This window comes from Mycobacterium sp. MUNTM1 (genome assembly GCF_054660795.1).
This window is the reverse complement of record NZ_BAAGDE010000046.1, coordinates 36360-51868: the sequence shown is the minus strand read 5'-3', so window position 1 is coordinate 51868 and position 15509 is coordinate 36360. Positions and strand designations below refer to the sequence as shown.

22 protein-coding genes are annotated in these 15509 nt (G+C 64.7%); 16 read left to right on the top strand and 6 right to left on the bottom strand.

From position 1 onward, the window contains the following. The 4 genes from ACYQ8K_RS22520 to ACYQ8K_RS22505 all read left to right on the top strand — a co-directional run. A partial coding sequence (locus ACYQ8K_RS22520; protein ID WP_459972447.1) for a discoidin domain-containing protein occupies positions 1-816 on the top strand: 816 nt, incomplete at its 5' end. Positions 817-957: 141 nt separating this feature from the next. Continuing rightward, positions 958-1941, top strand: a complete 984-nt coding sequence (gene ligD, locus ACYQ8K_RS22515) for a non-homologous end-joining DNA ligase (protein WP_306460743.1) — start codon at positions 958-960, stop codon at positions 1939-1941. A 159-nt stretch (positions 1942-2100) separates the two neighbouring features. Next, positions 2101-2295: a hypothetical protein gene (locus ACYQ8K_RS22510; protein ID WP_036473423.1), complete on the top strand. Its 195-nt coding sequence runs from the start codon at positions 2101-2103 to the stop codon at positions 2293-2295. Next, entirely contained in the window at positions 2286-2699 is a 414-nt protein-coding gene (locus tag ACYQ8K_RS22505) for a PIN domain nuclease (protein WP_036473422.1), read from the top strand. The genes ACYQ8K_RS22510 and ACYQ8K_RS22505 overlap by 10 nt, the downstream gene beginning before the upstream one ends. Positions 2700-3093: 394 nt before the next feature. Here the strand turns inward: ACYQ8K_RS22505 and ACYQ8K_RS22500 are convergent, their stop codons facing one another. From ACYQ8K_RS22500 to ACYQ8K_RS22485, 4 genes are all read right to left on the bottom strand, one after another. After that, positions 3094-3921, bottom strand: a complete 828-nt coding sequence (locus ACYQ8K_RS22500; protein ID WP_225337324.1) for a hypothetical protein — start codon at positions 3919-3921, stop codon at positions 3094-3096. A 38-nt stretch (positions 3922-3959) separates the two neighbouring features. After that, positions 3960-4319 (bottom strand): hypothetical protein, encoded by a 360-nt coding sequence (locus ACYQ8K_RS22495; protein ID WP_036473420.1) that lies wholly within the window; start codon positions 4317-4319, stop codon positions 3960-3962. A gap of 467 nt (positions 4320-4786) precedes the next feature. Then, complete coding sequence (locus ACYQ8K_RS22490) at positions 4787-5032, bottom strand: hypothetical protein (RefSeq protein ID WP_036474016.1); 246 nt, start codon at positions 5030-5032, stop codon at positions 4787-4789. 92 nt (positions 5033-5124) lie between these two features. After that, complete coding sequence (locus ACYQ8K_RS22485; RefSeq protein ID WP_156959195.1) at positions 5125-5271, bottom strand: hypothetical protein; 147 nt, start codon at positions 5269-5271, stop codon at positions 5125-5127. A 17-nt stretch (positions 5272-5288) separates the two neighbouring features. Here ACYQ8K_RS22485 and ACYQ8K_RS22480 point away from each other — a divergent pair, with 17 nt between their 5' ends. Genes ACYQ8K_RS22480 through ACYQ8K_RS22470 form a run of 3 tightly spaced genes read left to right on the top strand, consistent with a single transcriptional unit; the run spans position 5289 to position 6244 of the window. Further along, positions 5289-5495: a hypothetical protein gene (locus ACYQ8K_RS22480; RefSeq protein WP_139813875.1), complete on the top strand. Its 207-nt coding sequence runs from the start codon at positions 5289-5291 to the stop codon at positions 5493-5495. Further along, positions 5492-5806, top strand: a complete 315-nt coding sequence (locus ACYQ8K_RS22475) for a type II toxin-antitoxin system PemK/MazF family toxin (protein WP_036473419.1) — start codon at positions 5492-5494, stop codon at positions 5804-5806. Before ACYQ8K_RS22480 ends, ACYQ8K_RS22475 begins: the two co-directional genes overlap by 4 nt. A gap of 24 nt (positions 5807-5830) precedes the next feature. Next, positions 5831-6244, top strand: a complete 414-nt coding sequence (locus ACYQ8K_RS22470; protein WP_036473418.1) for a hypothetical protein — start codon at positions 5831-5833, stop codon at positions 6242-6244. Here the strand turns inward: ACYQ8K_RS22470 and ACYQ8K_RS22465 are convergent. Next, positions 6241-6630: a nuclear transport factor 2 family protein gene (locus ACYQ8K_RS22465; RefSeq protein ID WP_225337326.1), complete on the bottom strand. Its 390-nt coding sequence runs from the start codon at positions 6628-6630 to the stop codon at positions 6241-6243. The genes ACYQ8K_RS22470 and ACYQ8K_RS22465 overlap by 4 nt on opposite strands. Then, the gene (locus ACYQ8K_RS22460) at positions 6627-7460 is read right to left on the bottom strand and encodes a hypothetical protein (protein WP_459972442.1); all 834 of its coding nucleotides are present in this window, start codon (positions 7458-7460) and stop codon (positions 6627-6629) included. The genes ACYQ8K_RS22465 and ACYQ8K_RS22460 overlap by 4 nt, the downstream gene beginning before the upstream one ends. Positions 7461-7566: 106 nt before the next feature. Here ACYQ8K_RS22460 and ACYQ8K_RS22455 point away from each other — a divergent pair, with 106 nt between their 5' ends. The 9 genes from ACYQ8K_RS22455 (at position 7567) to ACYQ8K_RS22415 (ending at position 15381) form a co-directional block, all read left to right on the top strand. After that, a complete protein-coding gene (locus ACYQ8K_RS22455; RefSeq protein WP_036473413.1) occupies positions 7567-8160 on the top strand; it encodes a MarR family transcriptional regulator in 594 nt (197 codons plus the stop codon). Beyond that, positions 8157-8618 carry a hypothetical protein gene (locus ACYQ8K_RS22450; RefSeq protein WP_036473412.1) on the top strand — a complete coding sequence of 154 codons (462 nt, stop codon included), beginning with the start codon at positions 8157-8159 and terminating at the stop codon, positions 8616-8618. Before ACYQ8K_RS22455 ends, ACYQ8K_RS22450 begins: the two co-directional genes overlap by 4 nt. Positions 8619-8686: 68 nt before the next feature. Further along, a complete protein-coding gene (locus ACYQ8K_RS22445; RefSeq protein WP_051641671.1) occupies positions 8687-9040 on the top strand; it encodes a hypothetical protein in 354 nt (117 codons plus the stop codon). A 15-nt stretch (positions 9041-9055) separates the two neighbouring features. Then, a complete protein-coding gene (locus tag ACYQ8K_RS22440; protein WP_036473410.1) occupies positions 9056-9655 on the top strand; it encodes a hypothetical protein in 600 nt (199 codons plus the stop codon). Between the two features lie 161 nt (positions 9656-9816). Beyond that, positions 9817-10323 carry a hypothetical protein gene (locus ACYQ8K_RS22435; RefSeq protein WP_081284880.1) on the top strand — a complete coding sequence of 169 codons (507 nt, stop codon included), beginning with the start codon at positions 9817-9819 and terminating at the stop codon, positions 10321-10323. Positions 10324-10419: 96 nt separating this feature from the next. Continuing rightward, the gene (locus tag ACYQ8K_RS22430; RefSeq protein WP_459972452.1) at positions 10420-12759 is read left to right on the top strand and encodes a hypothetical protein; all 2340 of its coding nucleotides are present in this window, start codon (positions 10420-10422) and stop codon (positions 12757-12759) included. Positions 12760-12881: 122 nt separating this feature from the next. Beyond that, positions 12882-13382 (top strand): hypothetical protein, encoded by a 501-nt coding sequence (locus ACYQ8K_RS22425; protein ID WP_459972440.1) that lies wholly within the window; start codon positions 12882-12884, stop codon positions 13380-13382. Positions 13383-13708: 326 nt separating this feature from the next. Continuing rightward, complete coding sequence (locus ACYQ8K_RS22420) at positions 13709-14956, top strand: hypothetical protein (protein WP_139813873.1); 1248 nt, start codon at positions 13709-13711, stop codon at positions 14954-14956. Next, a complete protein-coding gene (locus ACYQ8K_RS22415; RefSeq protein ID WP_225337328.1) occupies positions 14947-15381 on the top strand; it encodes a type II toxin-antitoxin system VapC family toxin in 435 nt (144 codons plus the stop codon). Before ACYQ8K_RS22420 ends, ACYQ8K_RS22415 begins: the two co-directional genes overlap by 10 nt. Positions 15382-15509: the final 128 nt, after the last annotated feature.

The following is a 15509-nucleotide window of genomic DNA, read 5'->3' as shown; positions in this document are numbered from 1 at the left end:
CTACCCCCACCACCCGACGACGACACCCCCAACGACAGTCAACCGCCGGACAAGCCGGGCCTGCTCACCCGCGCCCTACGCGCGTCCGGACGCGCGGCCCGCGCCGGCGGCCGCGCGTTCAACAAGCGAGTGCCGCCCGATCGCCGAATGCACACCGCATTCATCACCGCGGCCGCCGTGGTGATCCTGCTGGTGGCCCTGGCCGCCGTCAACTACCTCACCTCTGACATCAACCCGCAACCCCACATCACCACACCGGCCGCGACCGCACCGCCACCACCCTCACAGGCGCCGCTACGGCAAGACACCATCCTCAAAGGGGTCACCGCCAGCGACGTGTGCCCGCGCGACGCCAACTACTCCGACGCCAACCGGGCCTTCGACGGCGACTTCAACACCGCATGGGTCTGCACCCGGGTCAAGAACCAGGACGGACAAACCCTGCAAGTCGACTTCGGCCGCCAAGTCACCCTGACCCAACTCCGGGCCATCGGCGGCTTCGACGCCACCGCGCCCGACGGCTCCGACCAATGGTCCAAGCACCGCATTGTCACCCAACTCGAGGTGTGGTTCCCCAAGGACCTCAAACGCGACCCCGTCGTCATCGACACCGCAGGGGCCAGGGATTGGCGCTTCATCACCTTCAATCCACCAGCCACTGTCAGCAAACTACTCATCCGCGTCAAAGCAACCTCTGATCCGCCTCAATCCGCAACGTCCCCAAGCCCAACCGCGTCGGGGACTCCCGATGAGGTGACCACCGTAGCTATCAGCGAGATTCAATTCATCGGCACCGAAGGCACCCACCCGACGTGAGGTATGACGTGCAGATCCGTCGCGCCGGCGAAGCGCCGCGGAATATCGTCCACGCCCACTAAGCCGTGATGCAGGCTGCATCACCGGACCATCACCACGCAGATAGATCCCACCGCCGAGCGGGCGGGTACCGTCGATCCGGTGGCCACCCAGACGCCTGTGCGAAATCCGGCATGGGCACCGATGCTGGCGACGCTCGGCACCCCGCCACGACGCGCGGATGGCTGGGCCGTCGAGTGGAAGTTTGACGGCCAGAGAGCAACCGTCCACGTCCAGCACGGCGCGGTCACGGTCTTCACCCGCCATGGTGCAGACGTGTCGCGGACCTTCCCCGAACTCGCCGGCGTGGCCGCCGCCATCGGCGATCGCCAAGCGGTTCTCGACGGCGAGATCGTCGCCGTCGATCACACCGGCCGGCCATCGTTCACCCGCCTGCAGCGCCGCTGGCCACAGCAACGTCGACCACACCCCGAGCTGCTGCGCGAAGTGCCCGTCCGCCTGCTGGCTTTCGACCTCCTAGCGCTCGACAACCGCAGCCTCACCACTCAGGCGTATATCCAACGCCGCGAACTGCTCGACGCACTCATGGTCGTCGACAAGTCGCCCACCCTGACCATTCCGCGTGCCCTGACCGCGGTGGTCCCGGCAGACATGCTCGACGTCGCGGCCCGCCACCAGATGGAGGGAATCGTCGCCAAGCGCCTTGACGCGCCCTACCGGCCCGGCCGCACCACCCAGTGGATCAAGTCCCTCGTCCGCCCAACTTGCGAACTGATCATCGTGGGCTACTGCCACGCCGCCGGTCCCGGGGGACGCACCAGTATCGGCTCACTGCTGCTAGCCGGCCACAACGACGACGGCGACCTGATCGTCGTCGGACAAGTCGGAACCGGATTCAGCGACACCACCCGCCGGTACCTCTATGCCATGCTCCACCCCATCACGCGCACCGCCACACCCGCCGCCAATCCCGTTGAGGCACACGGGGTGTCGTGGGTCGAACCCGAACTGGTCTGCGAAGTCGCTTACCGCGAATATGTGGCCCACCGCTGGCTTCGCCACGCCAGCTTCAAAGGATTACGGAACACCGACCCCGCCCACATCCGTATCCCGAGCGACCGCTGAAGCAGCTACGACGCGGTTGCCTCAGGCGGGGACAAACCCGGACCCTGTTGGGGGACCTCACGCTTTCTCATCGAACCCGGGGCGAACCGCCTTCTGGTGACTCGCGACCGGGCCGTACCGCGGGTATATATCGCGCGCCTCCCTGTATATACTAGGCACGTGGGCAAGCATCTGATCGACATTGACGAACAGGCATTGGAGATGGCTCGCGCAGAACTGGGAACAACCACGATCAAAGAGACGGTGAACGCGGCTCTGCGCCGCGCGACGTCGCACCGCGCAGAACACGTGGCCTCCGCTCTGGATGCACTGGCCGCCGCGCCGTCCGAAGATCGCGCCGAGGCATGGCGCTGACGTTTCTTATCGACACCAGTGTGATAAAGCGACTCAGCCAGCCCAGCGTCCGGGAGGTGGTGGAACCGCTCGCGGCTTCGGGCGAACTCGCGCGGGCCCGTATCACCGATCTCGAGGTCGGCTATTCGGCGAGGAATGAAGCCGAGTGGGACGACTTAATAGCGGCGTTGGATGCATTCGAGCTTGTGGAATCGACCGAATCGCATCATCGTCGCGCGCTTCAGGTCCAGCGACTCCTGGCTCAGCGAAGCCAGCGCGGCCGCAAGATTCCTGACCTACTCATCGCCGCCGCCGGAGAAGAACACGGACTCACTGTTCTTCACTACGACGCAGACTTCGACCTGATTTCGGCAGTGACTGGCCAACCTTGCCAGTGGGTGGTGCCTGCTGGGACCGTCGACTAGAGCGCCCTTGACCAGTTACGGGCACAACGACAGCCCGTCACGTGACGAAACGCGGAGAGGGTCAGAGGACGCGTGAAATCGACGCCATAACCTTCAGACGCCGGTGCGATACTTGTCCGATCTCAGTGAACCTTGGGCAGCATTCTCATCGAAACTGGGGAATCTGGCCATGTCCGCGATTAGCTGACAGCGGATCCAGCGCCGGCTACGACCGAGGCTCTTTTCCCCGCCCGCTAAACCGAACTGCCCTCAATCACGTTGAAGCGCAACGAAGCTGCTACAAGCCGGACGTTGGGATGGTGGTGACCCCACCATCACGCGGTGGTTGGTCAGCGACCCTTACGCTCGCGAGGCCCACGATTTATAGCCACGTATAGGCGCGTATAGCAATCGGCTATACCGCGCTGGGGGCCGGCCATCCGGGAGATGCCGGTTGGGTAGGAAAGTCGCCGCGAGGATATCGGCCGCCGCGTTTGAGATCGGGGTGTTGAGGCGCCTTGGCGATACAGGTGTTTTCGTCTTCGATGACATTTGGCCATTCGTCGCCGATCCCGGTCTGCGCGAAGTAGCCGCCTTGATGGCTGGTGATCCGCCAGCCGTTGAAGACGTCGGCCGACGGTGCGCGAGCCGGTCCCTGCTGGGGGAATTGGGGTGCCGGCTTTGCGGGAGCCGTCATGGTGATCCGCATGGATGTAATGCCTGAATGCGGTGGCGGCAGAGCGATGTTGGGTTCGTACCCGTCTCGGGCTAGTTGAGCTGTGCCAAACGTGTATTCGCAAGCCAGCACCGTCACGTCGCGGCCGGACGTCGTTACAGAGGAGATGTGCACCTGGTCAGTGCCCACCCACGGGTGTTCGCGTTCGTAGTGCTTCGGCCAGAGGTATTGCGTGCCGGTGGGATGGTCGATGGATTGGTTGGGATCGACGGACTGCTGGAAGCCGGGATACAGGTAGCGATTGTCTCCTGTGATGGAGGCGAGTAGGTAGGACTCGGCGTAGGCGCGTACCGCTACCACGGGCCCGGTCGTGACGTCGATGCCGGGTTCAGCGGTCCAGACCACCGTGAAGTCGTTCAGGGTTGTCGGCCAGCCGGAGGCGCGGGCCGTCGGCGTTGGACTTCCCTGAGCGTGACGCGTTGAATCGCAGCTCGCGGTGGCACAAAGGGTCGCGATGATGGTCGAGACCGCGGCGAACCTGGGCAACGCGCGATGGGTGGCGGTCATCCTTGGTCCTTGTCTGGCCCGCGCAACCGAGCCGTACATCAAAATTGGCTCGACGAGCGGGAGATGCGCCAGAATCCCGGATCGAGTTCTTCGGCCAGGTCTGCCAGCTCGTCGACGAACTGCGCGGCAGACGGACCCTCGATCACCAGCGTCACGTAGTCACTGCCTCCTCGAGAGGAGGTCATGTGTGCGCCTTCACGCCCGGCCCAGGCCGTAGCGGTGAGCTGCTCGACCCGCGCCACGTCATCACTGGTCTCCAAATCTCCTGTGGCAACAGACAAATAGTGCTTCCCGTGCGCCGCATCCTCTGCTTCGGCGACCAGCTCAGCCTGCCGAAGCTGTTCGAGATATGCCTCAACCGCGTTGCGCGGCCGCCCAGCGTTCCCATCCTGCCGCATCCCTGGATTATGCGGTCCACCGCTGACAAGGTGATGCAGCCTGCATCACGTGACGATTGAGGGAACAAATCCACCTATCTGGCTCGTACCTTCAGCGGGCCTCTTGCGATAGCTTCCGCTGGGCCGGGGCGAGGATATGCGTCTCTTTCTTCTCGGGCAGGTCGCCGGCGCAGGTGCTGATCCCTTCAATGGTGGGGGAGGGCTGCTCGTTGATCTGCCGCCTCACGGGGATCGCCAGCCGACCGGGCCACCGGTATATCCGCTGCTGTCGCTTCGCGGACTTACAGTCCCACCAACGAAAGGCGGAAGACACATGACTCACCTCGCGAGCGCACACCACACCGGTCACGGATTTTTCAACACGCTGGTACACGGATTCGCTTGGCGCACTGGCAGTGACGCGGCCGGCGCTCTCTTCCGCCTAGCGCCAGGACTCGTCATCCTCACGGTGGTCGCGGTGGTGATTTTCATCGGCGCGCGTTGGCTGCGTCGCCGCAACCTTTGACCGACTGAAGGTCGGTGCGAGCGCCTTGTCCTGGCCGCTGCCAGTTGTCGACGGTGTCTGGGAGCCAGCCTGGGTGGCGGATGTCGGCGCCGTCGGTCAGTTCTCCATCGGGCTGCGGGAGTCGGCCTTCGACGTGGTAGCGGCGCACGGTCCCGTGTGCGAGGCCGCGGCGGTTGGCGAAGCCACGCAGGGACAGCAGCTCGATCACACGCACGACTTTACAACACAATTGACCTTACAGCGTGTTCGCTGTAAGGTTCGTGGTATGCCCACCCCCACGGTGCCTTTCAAGGCCGGCGACTATCTCAGCGCCGGCGAAGCATGCCAGGACGCCGTCAGCCGGCTCGATGCCTTCGACGACGTCGCAAAGATCGTGGCCAGAAACGCCGTCGTCGAACTCATCAACCTCCAAAACGGCACCATCAACTGCCACCAGGTCGCGGTCATCGCCAGCATTACGCCAGTTGGCCAGCCTTCATGGCGAAGGCGACATCAAATCAGAAGCCGGCGCGCTTCGCGCGTTGCTCCACGCCGGCGCGGAAGCGGTGGGGGAGCGCGTGCTCGACGTCGGGTACGCCGAACTGGCGGCCGAGTTCAACAGTGAACCCGCCAGCGTTGAGCGGCGAACTGCGCGCAACCTGCACGTCCGTAGGAGCAGGGCCGAGCGGTGAATCGCGGGGTGCGGAGCAACGTATACCGCGTCGATTTTGGACACGGACCCGAATCCTGGGTGGTCCTGAGCAACAACTCTCGCAACAGGAACCTCGACACTGTGTTGGCGGCGCGGGTCACCACGACGACCATGAGTGAACGCCGCCTACCCACCGTTGTCTCGTTGACCGACGCTGACCCGCTCGACGGCTTTGTGCTTGTCGACGACATCGTGCAGCTCTATCACGACGAACTCATCGAATCGCTCGGCAGCCTTTCGCTACCGACAATGCGGGAGATCAGCGCAGGGCTGCGGATATCTCTGCCCTAGGGGATGGAATCGGAGGGGATCTGAATGCTCACCATGTCACTGGACCGGGATACCGCGATCGCGTTGATTGTCCGAGCGCGCCAGCTCCCGGCCGCGGACTTGGATGCCCTCGACGACCGCGAGTTGCAGGACCGACTCCGAAGTGTCGATATCCGCCGCATGCTTGCGATCACTGACGGCTCGACAGAGGAGCCCGCTGCACATACAGTGCGGCACAACGGAATCGGGCTCGACATGCAACTCACCCCGCCTGAGGCGCGAGTTGTCGCCGACGAGTTGGTGCTGGTTGGGGATAACCTGATCCGCAAAGCGCTCGCCCAGCTCGACCGCGGCGCGGTGCTCGATGAGCTGATGCGGGCGGCGAACGGCCTGCTGCAGCGCGGGAACGAACTCCTTCTTGCCGCGGAACGGGCTGAGAACGGGCAGGCGGCGCTCTAAGCGTCTATCGGTTTCGACGCCCAGTATTCGCGCAAGCTGGCGATCCGATCGCCGTCGAGCTCGAGGATGGCCACCTCTCGCATCAGTTTGCGGTGGCCTTTGACGAGGTCGTCGAATCGGGCTTCCCATTCCGCGATGACGGTGGATCCGTCGACGTACAAGGTGATGAGCCGCGCGTCGATGTTGGCCTGCTCGCGCGCAACTTTGGTTTCCCAGTACCGTCGAATCTCGGCGGTGGTGCGCATCGGCTCGTCGAGGACGCGTTCGTGATACGTCGCCCCGGGCGTGAAGATCGTGACGATCAGGTCGGGGTCTTGCGTTGTCCATGCGCGCAGATAGGTGTCGATGAGTTGGCGCACGTGCTGGTGGCGTGTGGGTGCGTTCACGGGTGCTCCGTTACCTGGGCGAGCGGGATTGGCCCGTCGAAACGTGTTCGGTCGCTGAGGATTTGGAAGATCGTTTTGGGTTCTGCCAGCTTCACGGTCGTTAGATCCACGCCCGCGCGGGATCCAGGATCTACTCGAGCCCATCGCCATCGCTCCGAAGTGACCTCGGTGTCGGTTAGGACTGCGGTGTAGTAGCCGTCCATTGACGTTTCGCCGGGCAAGACGGCCAGATGGATGGAGCCATAGAAGTAGCGGTCGTTGACATTGCGCCACTTTCCGATGATGTGGCGGCCGAAGACTTCGGCTTCGATGTCGTTGGCATAGCCGCGTTCGTGGTCTTCGAGTCGTGGGCTCGGTGGGTAGTTGGTCGCTGTTATGCCGCCTTTGGTGACGTCGACCTGTGATAGATCGGCGTGATGCAGCCCGTCGACCATGTAGCTCGTCACCCATAGGCCGGCGAGGTCGGTCGGTTCAATGCCGGGCCGGACACCGGTCAGCAAATCGCCCCGGTGCGGGGTGTCGGGGTGTCCAAACAGTTCTTTGGCGGACCAGCCGGGGAACATCCGCTCTAACACGGCGCAATGGTAGCCGCGTGGGAGATTCTGGATTTCGCCTCCGAGCCAGCGGTAGTACTGCGCCTTCGTGGGGGGTGCTGCTTGGCGTGAGACGCCCAATTCCTTTGCGGTCCGGTTGTATTCGGCGACGAACTCTGAATAGGCGTGCAGGTGGCGTTCCTCGAGGAGGGATTTCAGAGCTATCACACGCACGTTGATCAGCCTACCTATCAACGAGACTGAACGAGACGCAGAGAGACTTACCGCGCACTCCACGCGCCCCTTCGAAGGGCTAGACGCCTACGGCTTTAGGTCGTCTTTCCCTAGGCTATATGTCCATATTATATTGACTGTCGGTTTTATCCGGACATATGATCGGTTTATGCGTACTGCGGCGCCGGCGTTGCTTCCGGTCTTTCGGTCCCAGCACCAGGGCGAACTCCTGGCGCAGCTGCTGCTCAATCCCGACCGGGAGTACACGGTCACCGACCTCGCGCGCACACTTGGCGTTTCGAAGCAAACCGCCCAACAAGAGGTCGAACGCCTCGTCACCGCCCACGTGTTGCGCGATCGCCGCCAGGGCCGCAACCGACTGATCAGCGCCAACACCAGTCATCCTGCCTACACGCCACTGACCCAGCTCGCGCTGCTGACTTTCGGTCCGCACACGGTCATTGCCGAGGAATTCGGCGCCATCCCCGCTGTGGAGCAAGTCCTGATCTTCGGGTCCTGGGCCGCGCGCTACACCGGGCAGCCCGGGCCGCCGGCCAATGACATCGATGTCCTCGTCATCGGCCAACCCACGCGTACCGATCTGTTTGATGGGGCCGACCGCGCCCAGAAGCGCATCGGCATTCCGGTCAATCCCGAGCAGGCCACACCGGCGCAATGGGCCGACCCCAGCCAGTGGGCTCTACTTGCCGAGATTCAGCGGCGACCCTATGTCCAAGTCTTTCCCACACAGGACGCAGCATGAGCGGTTGGAAGACGGGCCGAGCGGAGATCTCTGCGCTGGTTGAGCGCGGGCACCTTGAGCGGGTCAGCGGGGACGCCGCCAACGGCGCTTACCTGCTTCAACAGGCTCGACAGCGGTTGGCCGGTGCACGCGCCGCCCTCGCTGCAGATCACATCGGGGCTTTTGAGCTGGCCTACGACGCTACCCGCCAGGCGCTCACCGCGCTCCTGGTGCAGCAGGGCCTGCGTCCGACGACTGCAGGGGGCCACATCGCTGTCGCCGATGCGGCCGAAGCACAGTTCGGCGCATCGTTTCGGGCGTTCAACCGAATGCGCAGAATCCGTAACCAGCTCGAATACCCACGCAGCACAACCGATCTCGATCTTCCTGCCGCAGACACCGACCATGCGCTCGCTGACGCCGAACAGATCATCGACGCCGCCGACAAACTTCTCCCCGAACTGGGGATGTGGCCATGACCTCGACAAGGCGCAGGTCAGCGTTCAAAGCGGTTTCCATTGTCGGCAGATGCTGGGACAATGCACCCATGGGGACCAAATCGAAGCTGCAGATCGACACCCAAGAGTTGGCGTCTGCGGGCGGTAAAGCAACGCAGACGCTGACCGGTAGCGCCGCGCCGACGTTCGCCCCGCCACCGCCTGCCGCCGCATCCAAACTCGACGCAGCATTGGTTGGCGTGATCGCGAAAACCGAAGCTGTACGCACGAACGTGGACACCCAAGACTCGCTGTGGGCCACCAAGCAGCAAGCGGCACTCACCCAGTCACCACCGGTGCTGGCCCAACAGGATCAGCACGCCGCCCAGGACTACAACCAGGTCCAGTTCCCGATGCCGGTCATGAAACCAGGCAGCGGACCCAACCTGCCAAAAGCTACTTAACCAGGAGTTTTCACCATGTCGATCGCCCCACCGGCCCAACCCGCGTGGCCGCCGCCCCCACCGCTGCAGCGGCTGCGCCGCTGGCCGGCGATCGCGGCAGCCGCAGGCGTCGGGGCAGTCATCGCCGGAGTCATCACCACACTGGTCACCATCGCCGCCACACCCCGCGTGGCCAATAACAGCACGCCAGCCCAGGCACCGACGGTCACCGTGACCGCCGCACCCCCAGCACCAACCGCTCCACTGCCGGCCGCTGAGGCCGACAAGAAGACCTGCCAAGCGTGGGCGATCACCGACGACCTGGTCACCACCGCGGCCTCGGGCCTCAACGTCATCCCGCAGAACATGCCGTTCACCGACCCCGCCGTACAGGCCAACCCCACCTGGAAGGCAGCAGTGGACCGCGCCAGCCAGCTCTACGGCCAGGCCGCCGAAACCCTGGCAGGCCAGATCGCGCCCGGCACCAGCCCAATGCTGGCTGGGTTCGCTGACAGCACCGTCAGCGCGCTACGCACCCTCGCGGTGGCCTACAAGACCTTCGACCCCACCTCAGGAAAAGTTGTCGACATGTTCACCGCCGGCCGTGACTCCCTCGATTGGGTGTGCGGACGATGACTCAGCACCACACCGTCGACATCGCTTTCCCGCCGCCGCTGCCTCCGCCGCCGGATCCAGGGAAGTGGCCGCCCCCGCCCGGGCCGCCGCCACCTCCTCCTCCTGGCGGGTCGCGGCGGAGCTGGCCCGCACTCGCCGCCGCAGCAGCGGCGGGCGCGGTTGTGGCCGCGATCATCGCCGCGGTGATCACCATGCAGGTCCGCGACACCACGCCGGCCGCCGCGCCGACGCACGCGCCCGTGACGAAGACCGTTCAGCCGCCGGCGCCGGCGTCCCCGGCGCCTCTGCCGAGCGCGCAAGCAGACCACCAGACCTGCTACCAAGGCTGGGACTCCGCCGACCACTACGCCAACATGGCGCACGATGCACTGCCGGTATTGCCGAAGGACGTCAAGATCGGCGACCCCGCGATCCAGTCCAATCCGGATTGGACAGCCGCCTTGCAAAAGTCTGGCAGCCTTTACCAGCAGGCTAGCGATGCCTTGCGCTCACAGATTGCGCCGGGCACGACGCCGGTTCTGCTTGAAGCGTCAAACACCGCAGTCAAAGCACTGCAGACGTTAGGAACCGCTATCGCCACCGGCTCGCCTGCCAATGGCAACGCGTTCGGCATCGCCGACGCCGCCGCCAAGGAAGTTGGCACTCTGTGCAATCGCTTGGCACCTTAGGCCGAAAGGACTGGAATGGCTTCTGGCGCTGGCGATCCCGCAAAACCTACTACTGAGCACTCGCAGGCGATCTTGGGGACGTCCTGGCCGTTGCAGATGGCCTCCGCGTGGTCGGCTTATGCGGAGAGCTTCATGGGCGCGGCAAACAAGTTATTCCCTGAACTCCATACGCAGCACGACATCCGCAGCATCGTCGCGCCGATGGAGGGCGCCTTTATCGATGCGGCCCGCAGACTCGTCGACGGTCGTCAGACGACGCTGGAGAATCGTATTGAGGGCTACCGTTACCTCGCCAAGAGAGCGTTGTGGGCCTCGGGCGAGATCCATGCCACGAAGGCCGATTTGGTCGAAATCGTCAATAAGGCCGAAGAGGACATCAAAGCCGCACGCGAGGCCGCCGAAAAGGCCAAGCAGGCGGCCGCGGCCGTCCCGGGTGCTGCTGCAGCGATCGACGCTCAGCTCAAGGCGGACATCGCTTCAATCGTTGCCGGCGCCGCGGGTCTGGCCCAGGCGCGCGATGCCGAGGGTGCAGGGAAGATAGCGACATTGGCGGCCGATGTCGGCAAGTGGGCGGTGCCGTACGGCAACCCAACACTGCCCGAATCCGGCGGCGTCCCCGGCGTCGGCGCTCCCGCGCCTGCCGCACCAGCTCTACCTGCGCCTCAAGGCGGTGGCCCTAAGGTCGAGTCCGTTCATAACGGCACCGGGCTAAAAGATAGCCCGGATACAACCCAGTTCAACAAGGGTGACACTCCGCAGTCCCAGCAGCAGAATCAGGTGCAGCAGACCGCCTTTCACAAGCCGGATGGAACTGATCAGAACGGGACTAACCCGAAGCAGGCACCGGCTGCTCCGCAGATGGGATCGGGCGGTAGCAATCCGAGTTCGGTGATCGGACAGATGATGAAACCGATCTCGTCGGGCGCCGGGGGAGGCGGATCGCCCGCGTCGATGGGATCGATGATGTCGCCCGGATCGGCAGGTGCTGGCAACGGTATGGGTAACCCGGGTGGGATGAATCCTGCTGGGACACAAGCCGGGCAGTTCCCCAACGCTACCGGCGCGGGCACTGGAGTCGGGACCGGCACCGGCGCGGGCGCGGGGGCCGGTCGTGCGCCGGGGTTGGCGGGTTTGGGGTCCGGTATTGCTGAGACATCGGCGCGGATGGCGACTGGAGCGGTCAGCGGTGTCGCGAATGGTCTTGGCGCGGCAGCCAATGTGGGTCACCAGGTCGCGCAGAATGTTGCCGCGGCGGCGGTGCCGGCTGCTACCACTGTCAGTTCGTCCGCGGTAACAACTCCTGCGGCTGCCGCACCCGGCGTTGGTGGTGCCCCGATGGCGATGATGCCGTCGGCCGCCGCGGGTGCGACACCGGTGACTCCGGTGAGTAGCACGGGGCCGGCCGGGCCTGTGACGCCGTCAACGCCCGCGGGCGGTCCGCCAGGGGGTAGTGGGCCGCCCCCGGCGGCGGGCGGCGCGCCGAATGGGGCGCAGGTGGCGCCGTTGGCGATGCCCCAGCAGCATGCCCGTATTCAGGCCATCGGTGCCGACGGTGCCAGCGGTGAGGTGTTGTTCCAGCAGGCCATGGACGCCGGCCATGACGTCATCGAGGCCATGCTGGCCCAGACCCTGGCCCAGGGCTATATCCAGACTCACTACGCGGTCTCGCTGATTTACGAACGCACCGGGGGAGTTACGGCGTGGCTGGCGACAAGCGAGGGCCCCTCGAGCATCCCGCTGGGGGTACGGGTGCCGCAGGATGTGCGGCTAGCGGTCACCGATCCGGTCGTGGGTCGCGAGCTGTGGGAGGCCAGCGCCGCCGTCGGCGGGATCAATCCCCTTGATGTGGTGGTGCGTCACGCCCAAGCCCGAGAGATGGCCGCTCCAGGTGCACGCGTGTTGGCGATCGCCTCATCACTGCCTATGCAGCAGATGACCGACTGGACCCATCAAGTCAATGCGCGGGCTGTCGAGGTCAACCCTCGCGACGTCTCGCCGACCACCAACCCAGGCGGGCATTTTGTGCATCGCTGCCAAGTCGCGATGCCGTGGGAGTGGCGGCAGGCCAACGCTTTTGATGAGCAACAGCGGTTGCAGATCGCGGCCCGGCACATGCACATGGCGGCCCTTTCTGGTCACCTGCACGGGGCTGCGAGCGAGAAGGTTATGCGGCTGTTCGAGGAACGCAAACCGATCGGGGACGAGTTATGGGCGCAGGTTCGCCAAGAGCGGTTCATGGCGCTGATCGAATACGAACAGGCCATAGGCGGCCAGGGCCATGGCGGATCAGAGCCAGCGTTGTCCTTGGCGACGGTGCGGGCCGCTGAAGTAATTGAGTCGTTGCGTCACTACGACACCGCGGAGGGGTGTGCGGACTTGTTGTATGCGACGCGGTTGGCCGGCGCCCCGTTGAGTCCCGCGGCCGCCGTCGCCTGAGCAGGGGCGTGTGGCGGGTGGAGTACGGCAGTGAGTGTTGGCAGAAGGCGGCAACCGTCACCTACGTCGAACGGCGCCGCAGCTGCGCGGAATCGATTCTCGATCGGTCGCGGCGGGGCGCGTTGGAGGTTGATTGGCGCGACCAACTCGTCGACGCGGCTTTGCTGCGCGTCGCCGCGGTTCCCATCATGCAAACCTACGTCGACATCGATGTGATGGTGGCGATGGAGGTGGCCGGCTGGCCCTGTCGGCCGTGGGAGCCGTATGCCGCCAACGGCGACTGGCGGCTCGCGCTCGAGACGTGGTATGAGGATCGGTTGGCCGTCGAGGAAGCTTACGAGGCGGCCGGGCGGACCGGGCTGATCAACCTTGCCCGTGCAAGAGAGAGCAGCTGGTGGCGCGACCAGCAGCGCGGCCGAGACTTCATTGGCGCGTGGTATCGCGCCGGACTTGCCGCCGGCGGCGAGCCGTGCGACTGGAGGAGCTGGTTCAAACAGCGGATCAGATTGCGTGAGGAGACCGATCCGCTGCGGATCCGCGGCCGCGATCGCAGCTTAGCGGGCGTCGACGCGAACAGCTGGATGGAGGTTCTTCCCGAATGTTGGACCCGCACTCAGCCTTGACGTCAGGCGGCGCTCGCCTTGCATGCCACGCCGATCCTGCTGCGGCAGTGTTGAATTCGCCGAGGAGTCGTTGAGTGCCGCCCACTTCATTGCTTGACGCGGCACTGCCGGCGACTCCGGTAGTCCCTGCGGTCGATGAGCGTTGGGTTGCACCACCAGCTAGCAGCGTGCGTCGACAGCAGACCGTCTCGACGCCGGCGGCCACAACGACGATGGCGGGCGCCCGCCACGCGTTCTGGCTCAACCCTGATGATCGCAACGCTCATCAGGCGCAATTCCGTGTCCGACGGCCCGATAACACCGCAGGCCCGAGCGTGCTGCTTTCAGTGACCGTTGAAAGCACGAAAACCGTTGTCACCCAGCGCGGATCTGATAAGTCCGGTTTCTTGTCGTTCGAGCTGCGTAGCGACACCGCGATGATGACGGGAACATTCACTTTCACACGGGCCGGCATCGTAGGGGCCAAAGTTGTTGACGCGCTACCGAGCATCGAGCTACTTCAGGACTTTCGGGCGCCGAACGTGTTACAGGTGTCCTGGGCGTCGGGGGAGTTCGTCGACTTCCAGGAGCTCCCGCCTTCGGACGAAATGTTCCCGGAATCGCTGATGGAGTACTTGCGCGCGTTGGCGAGCCTGCAGCCATACGCGGGTACGCCGGTGGTGATTCCCGACTTGAGCAGGGTGAGCCGCCGGGACGCGCGAGCTGTCAAAGACGCTGCCCGCCTAGTCGGAGGCGACACAGTCGAGGGCGAATGGGAAGCCTTCACTCTGGCGCCGGGAACAGCCATCGACCCCAGGGCGCACTACGAACTGATCATCGTTGAGCCGCTAATCGTGCCCGTCGGCACACACACCTACACGCTGGGCGCCATGCACACACACTTGCCGTCGGTACGGTTCGTCGTCGACGACGAACGCCTGCGGGCCCAGCCCTTCCTCAACGACACGATGCGGCGGACATTCGCGCCAGGGGAGCCGGTACCGAAGCGTTCCCATCGCCCCGTGAAAGGCAGACCGGTCGGCTTCATCGACCACCCCGAGGCGAGCGCGGCGTCGGCAGAAGCTGAGAGGCCTGAAACGTTGCCTGAGCGCGACAGCGTCGCGGTGCATGCGGCGCTGCGTACACGCGTCTTGGTCGATGCGCTGGCCGAACCGGTGTCACTGCGGCAGGCGTTGTGGCATGCCGTCGACGAAAGCCCCTTCGCGACACGGCAGCAAGCGTGGGCTGATGCCGCGGCGGCGGTGCGGTCGCTGGCCGCCGACGGCCTGATCACCCTCGCAGACGAGACCACCGGCGACGCGACGCCGCTGGCCGACGAACAGGAACACCTCAACGCCGTTTTGGACACAGTCACCGCGGAGGTTGAACAGGGCGGGCGGCCAGCGTGGACCGAGGGTCCCTGGCTCACCTTGACCGGCAACGGTCAACAGGCGGCCTCGCAGTTAGCGCCACATCCTGAGCGGCCCTCGGCGAGGCGCCGGCGGCGTTTGCATGCCGCGGCCGCCGGGCGCAGCGCGCGCAGTGATAGCTCCGAGCGTGTCGACGAAATCCTGGCCAATGAGGTGTGGAAATAACCGCGGTCATCGTCGACGCCGGGCCGTTGATCGCCTACGGCAACGCCGGCGATAAACATCACGAGACGTTCCTCGATTTTCTCGAAACCCATTCGGGCCCTTTCATTGTGCCCATGCTCGTCATCGCGGAAGTCACTCATGTTCTGTGTCGCGACCTAGGTGTAGTGGCCGAGCAGAAGTTCCTCAACGACCTCGATGAGGACGACTTCCAGGTGGAGCCCGTCGTCGATGAGGACTGGCCGCGGATCCGCGAACTGGTCGCCCAGTACCGAGGATTTCCGCTCGGCACGGTGGACGCATCGGTCGTTGCGACTGCTGAACGCCTCGAAATCACCCAGGTCGCGACCGTCGACCTAAGGCACTTTCGGAACGTGGAACCTCGCCACTGCCCAGCGTTCACGCTTCTGCCTTACGACGACACCTAGCCGTGTCCACACCCCCTTAATGTTACCTTAAGATACTCTTATTTTTCTTAAATTTGGTGTACGGTCGCTCGTCATGGGCTTGAGAGGCCAGCAACACGCCTTTGCGTTCGGGGCCGGTCAAACAACCC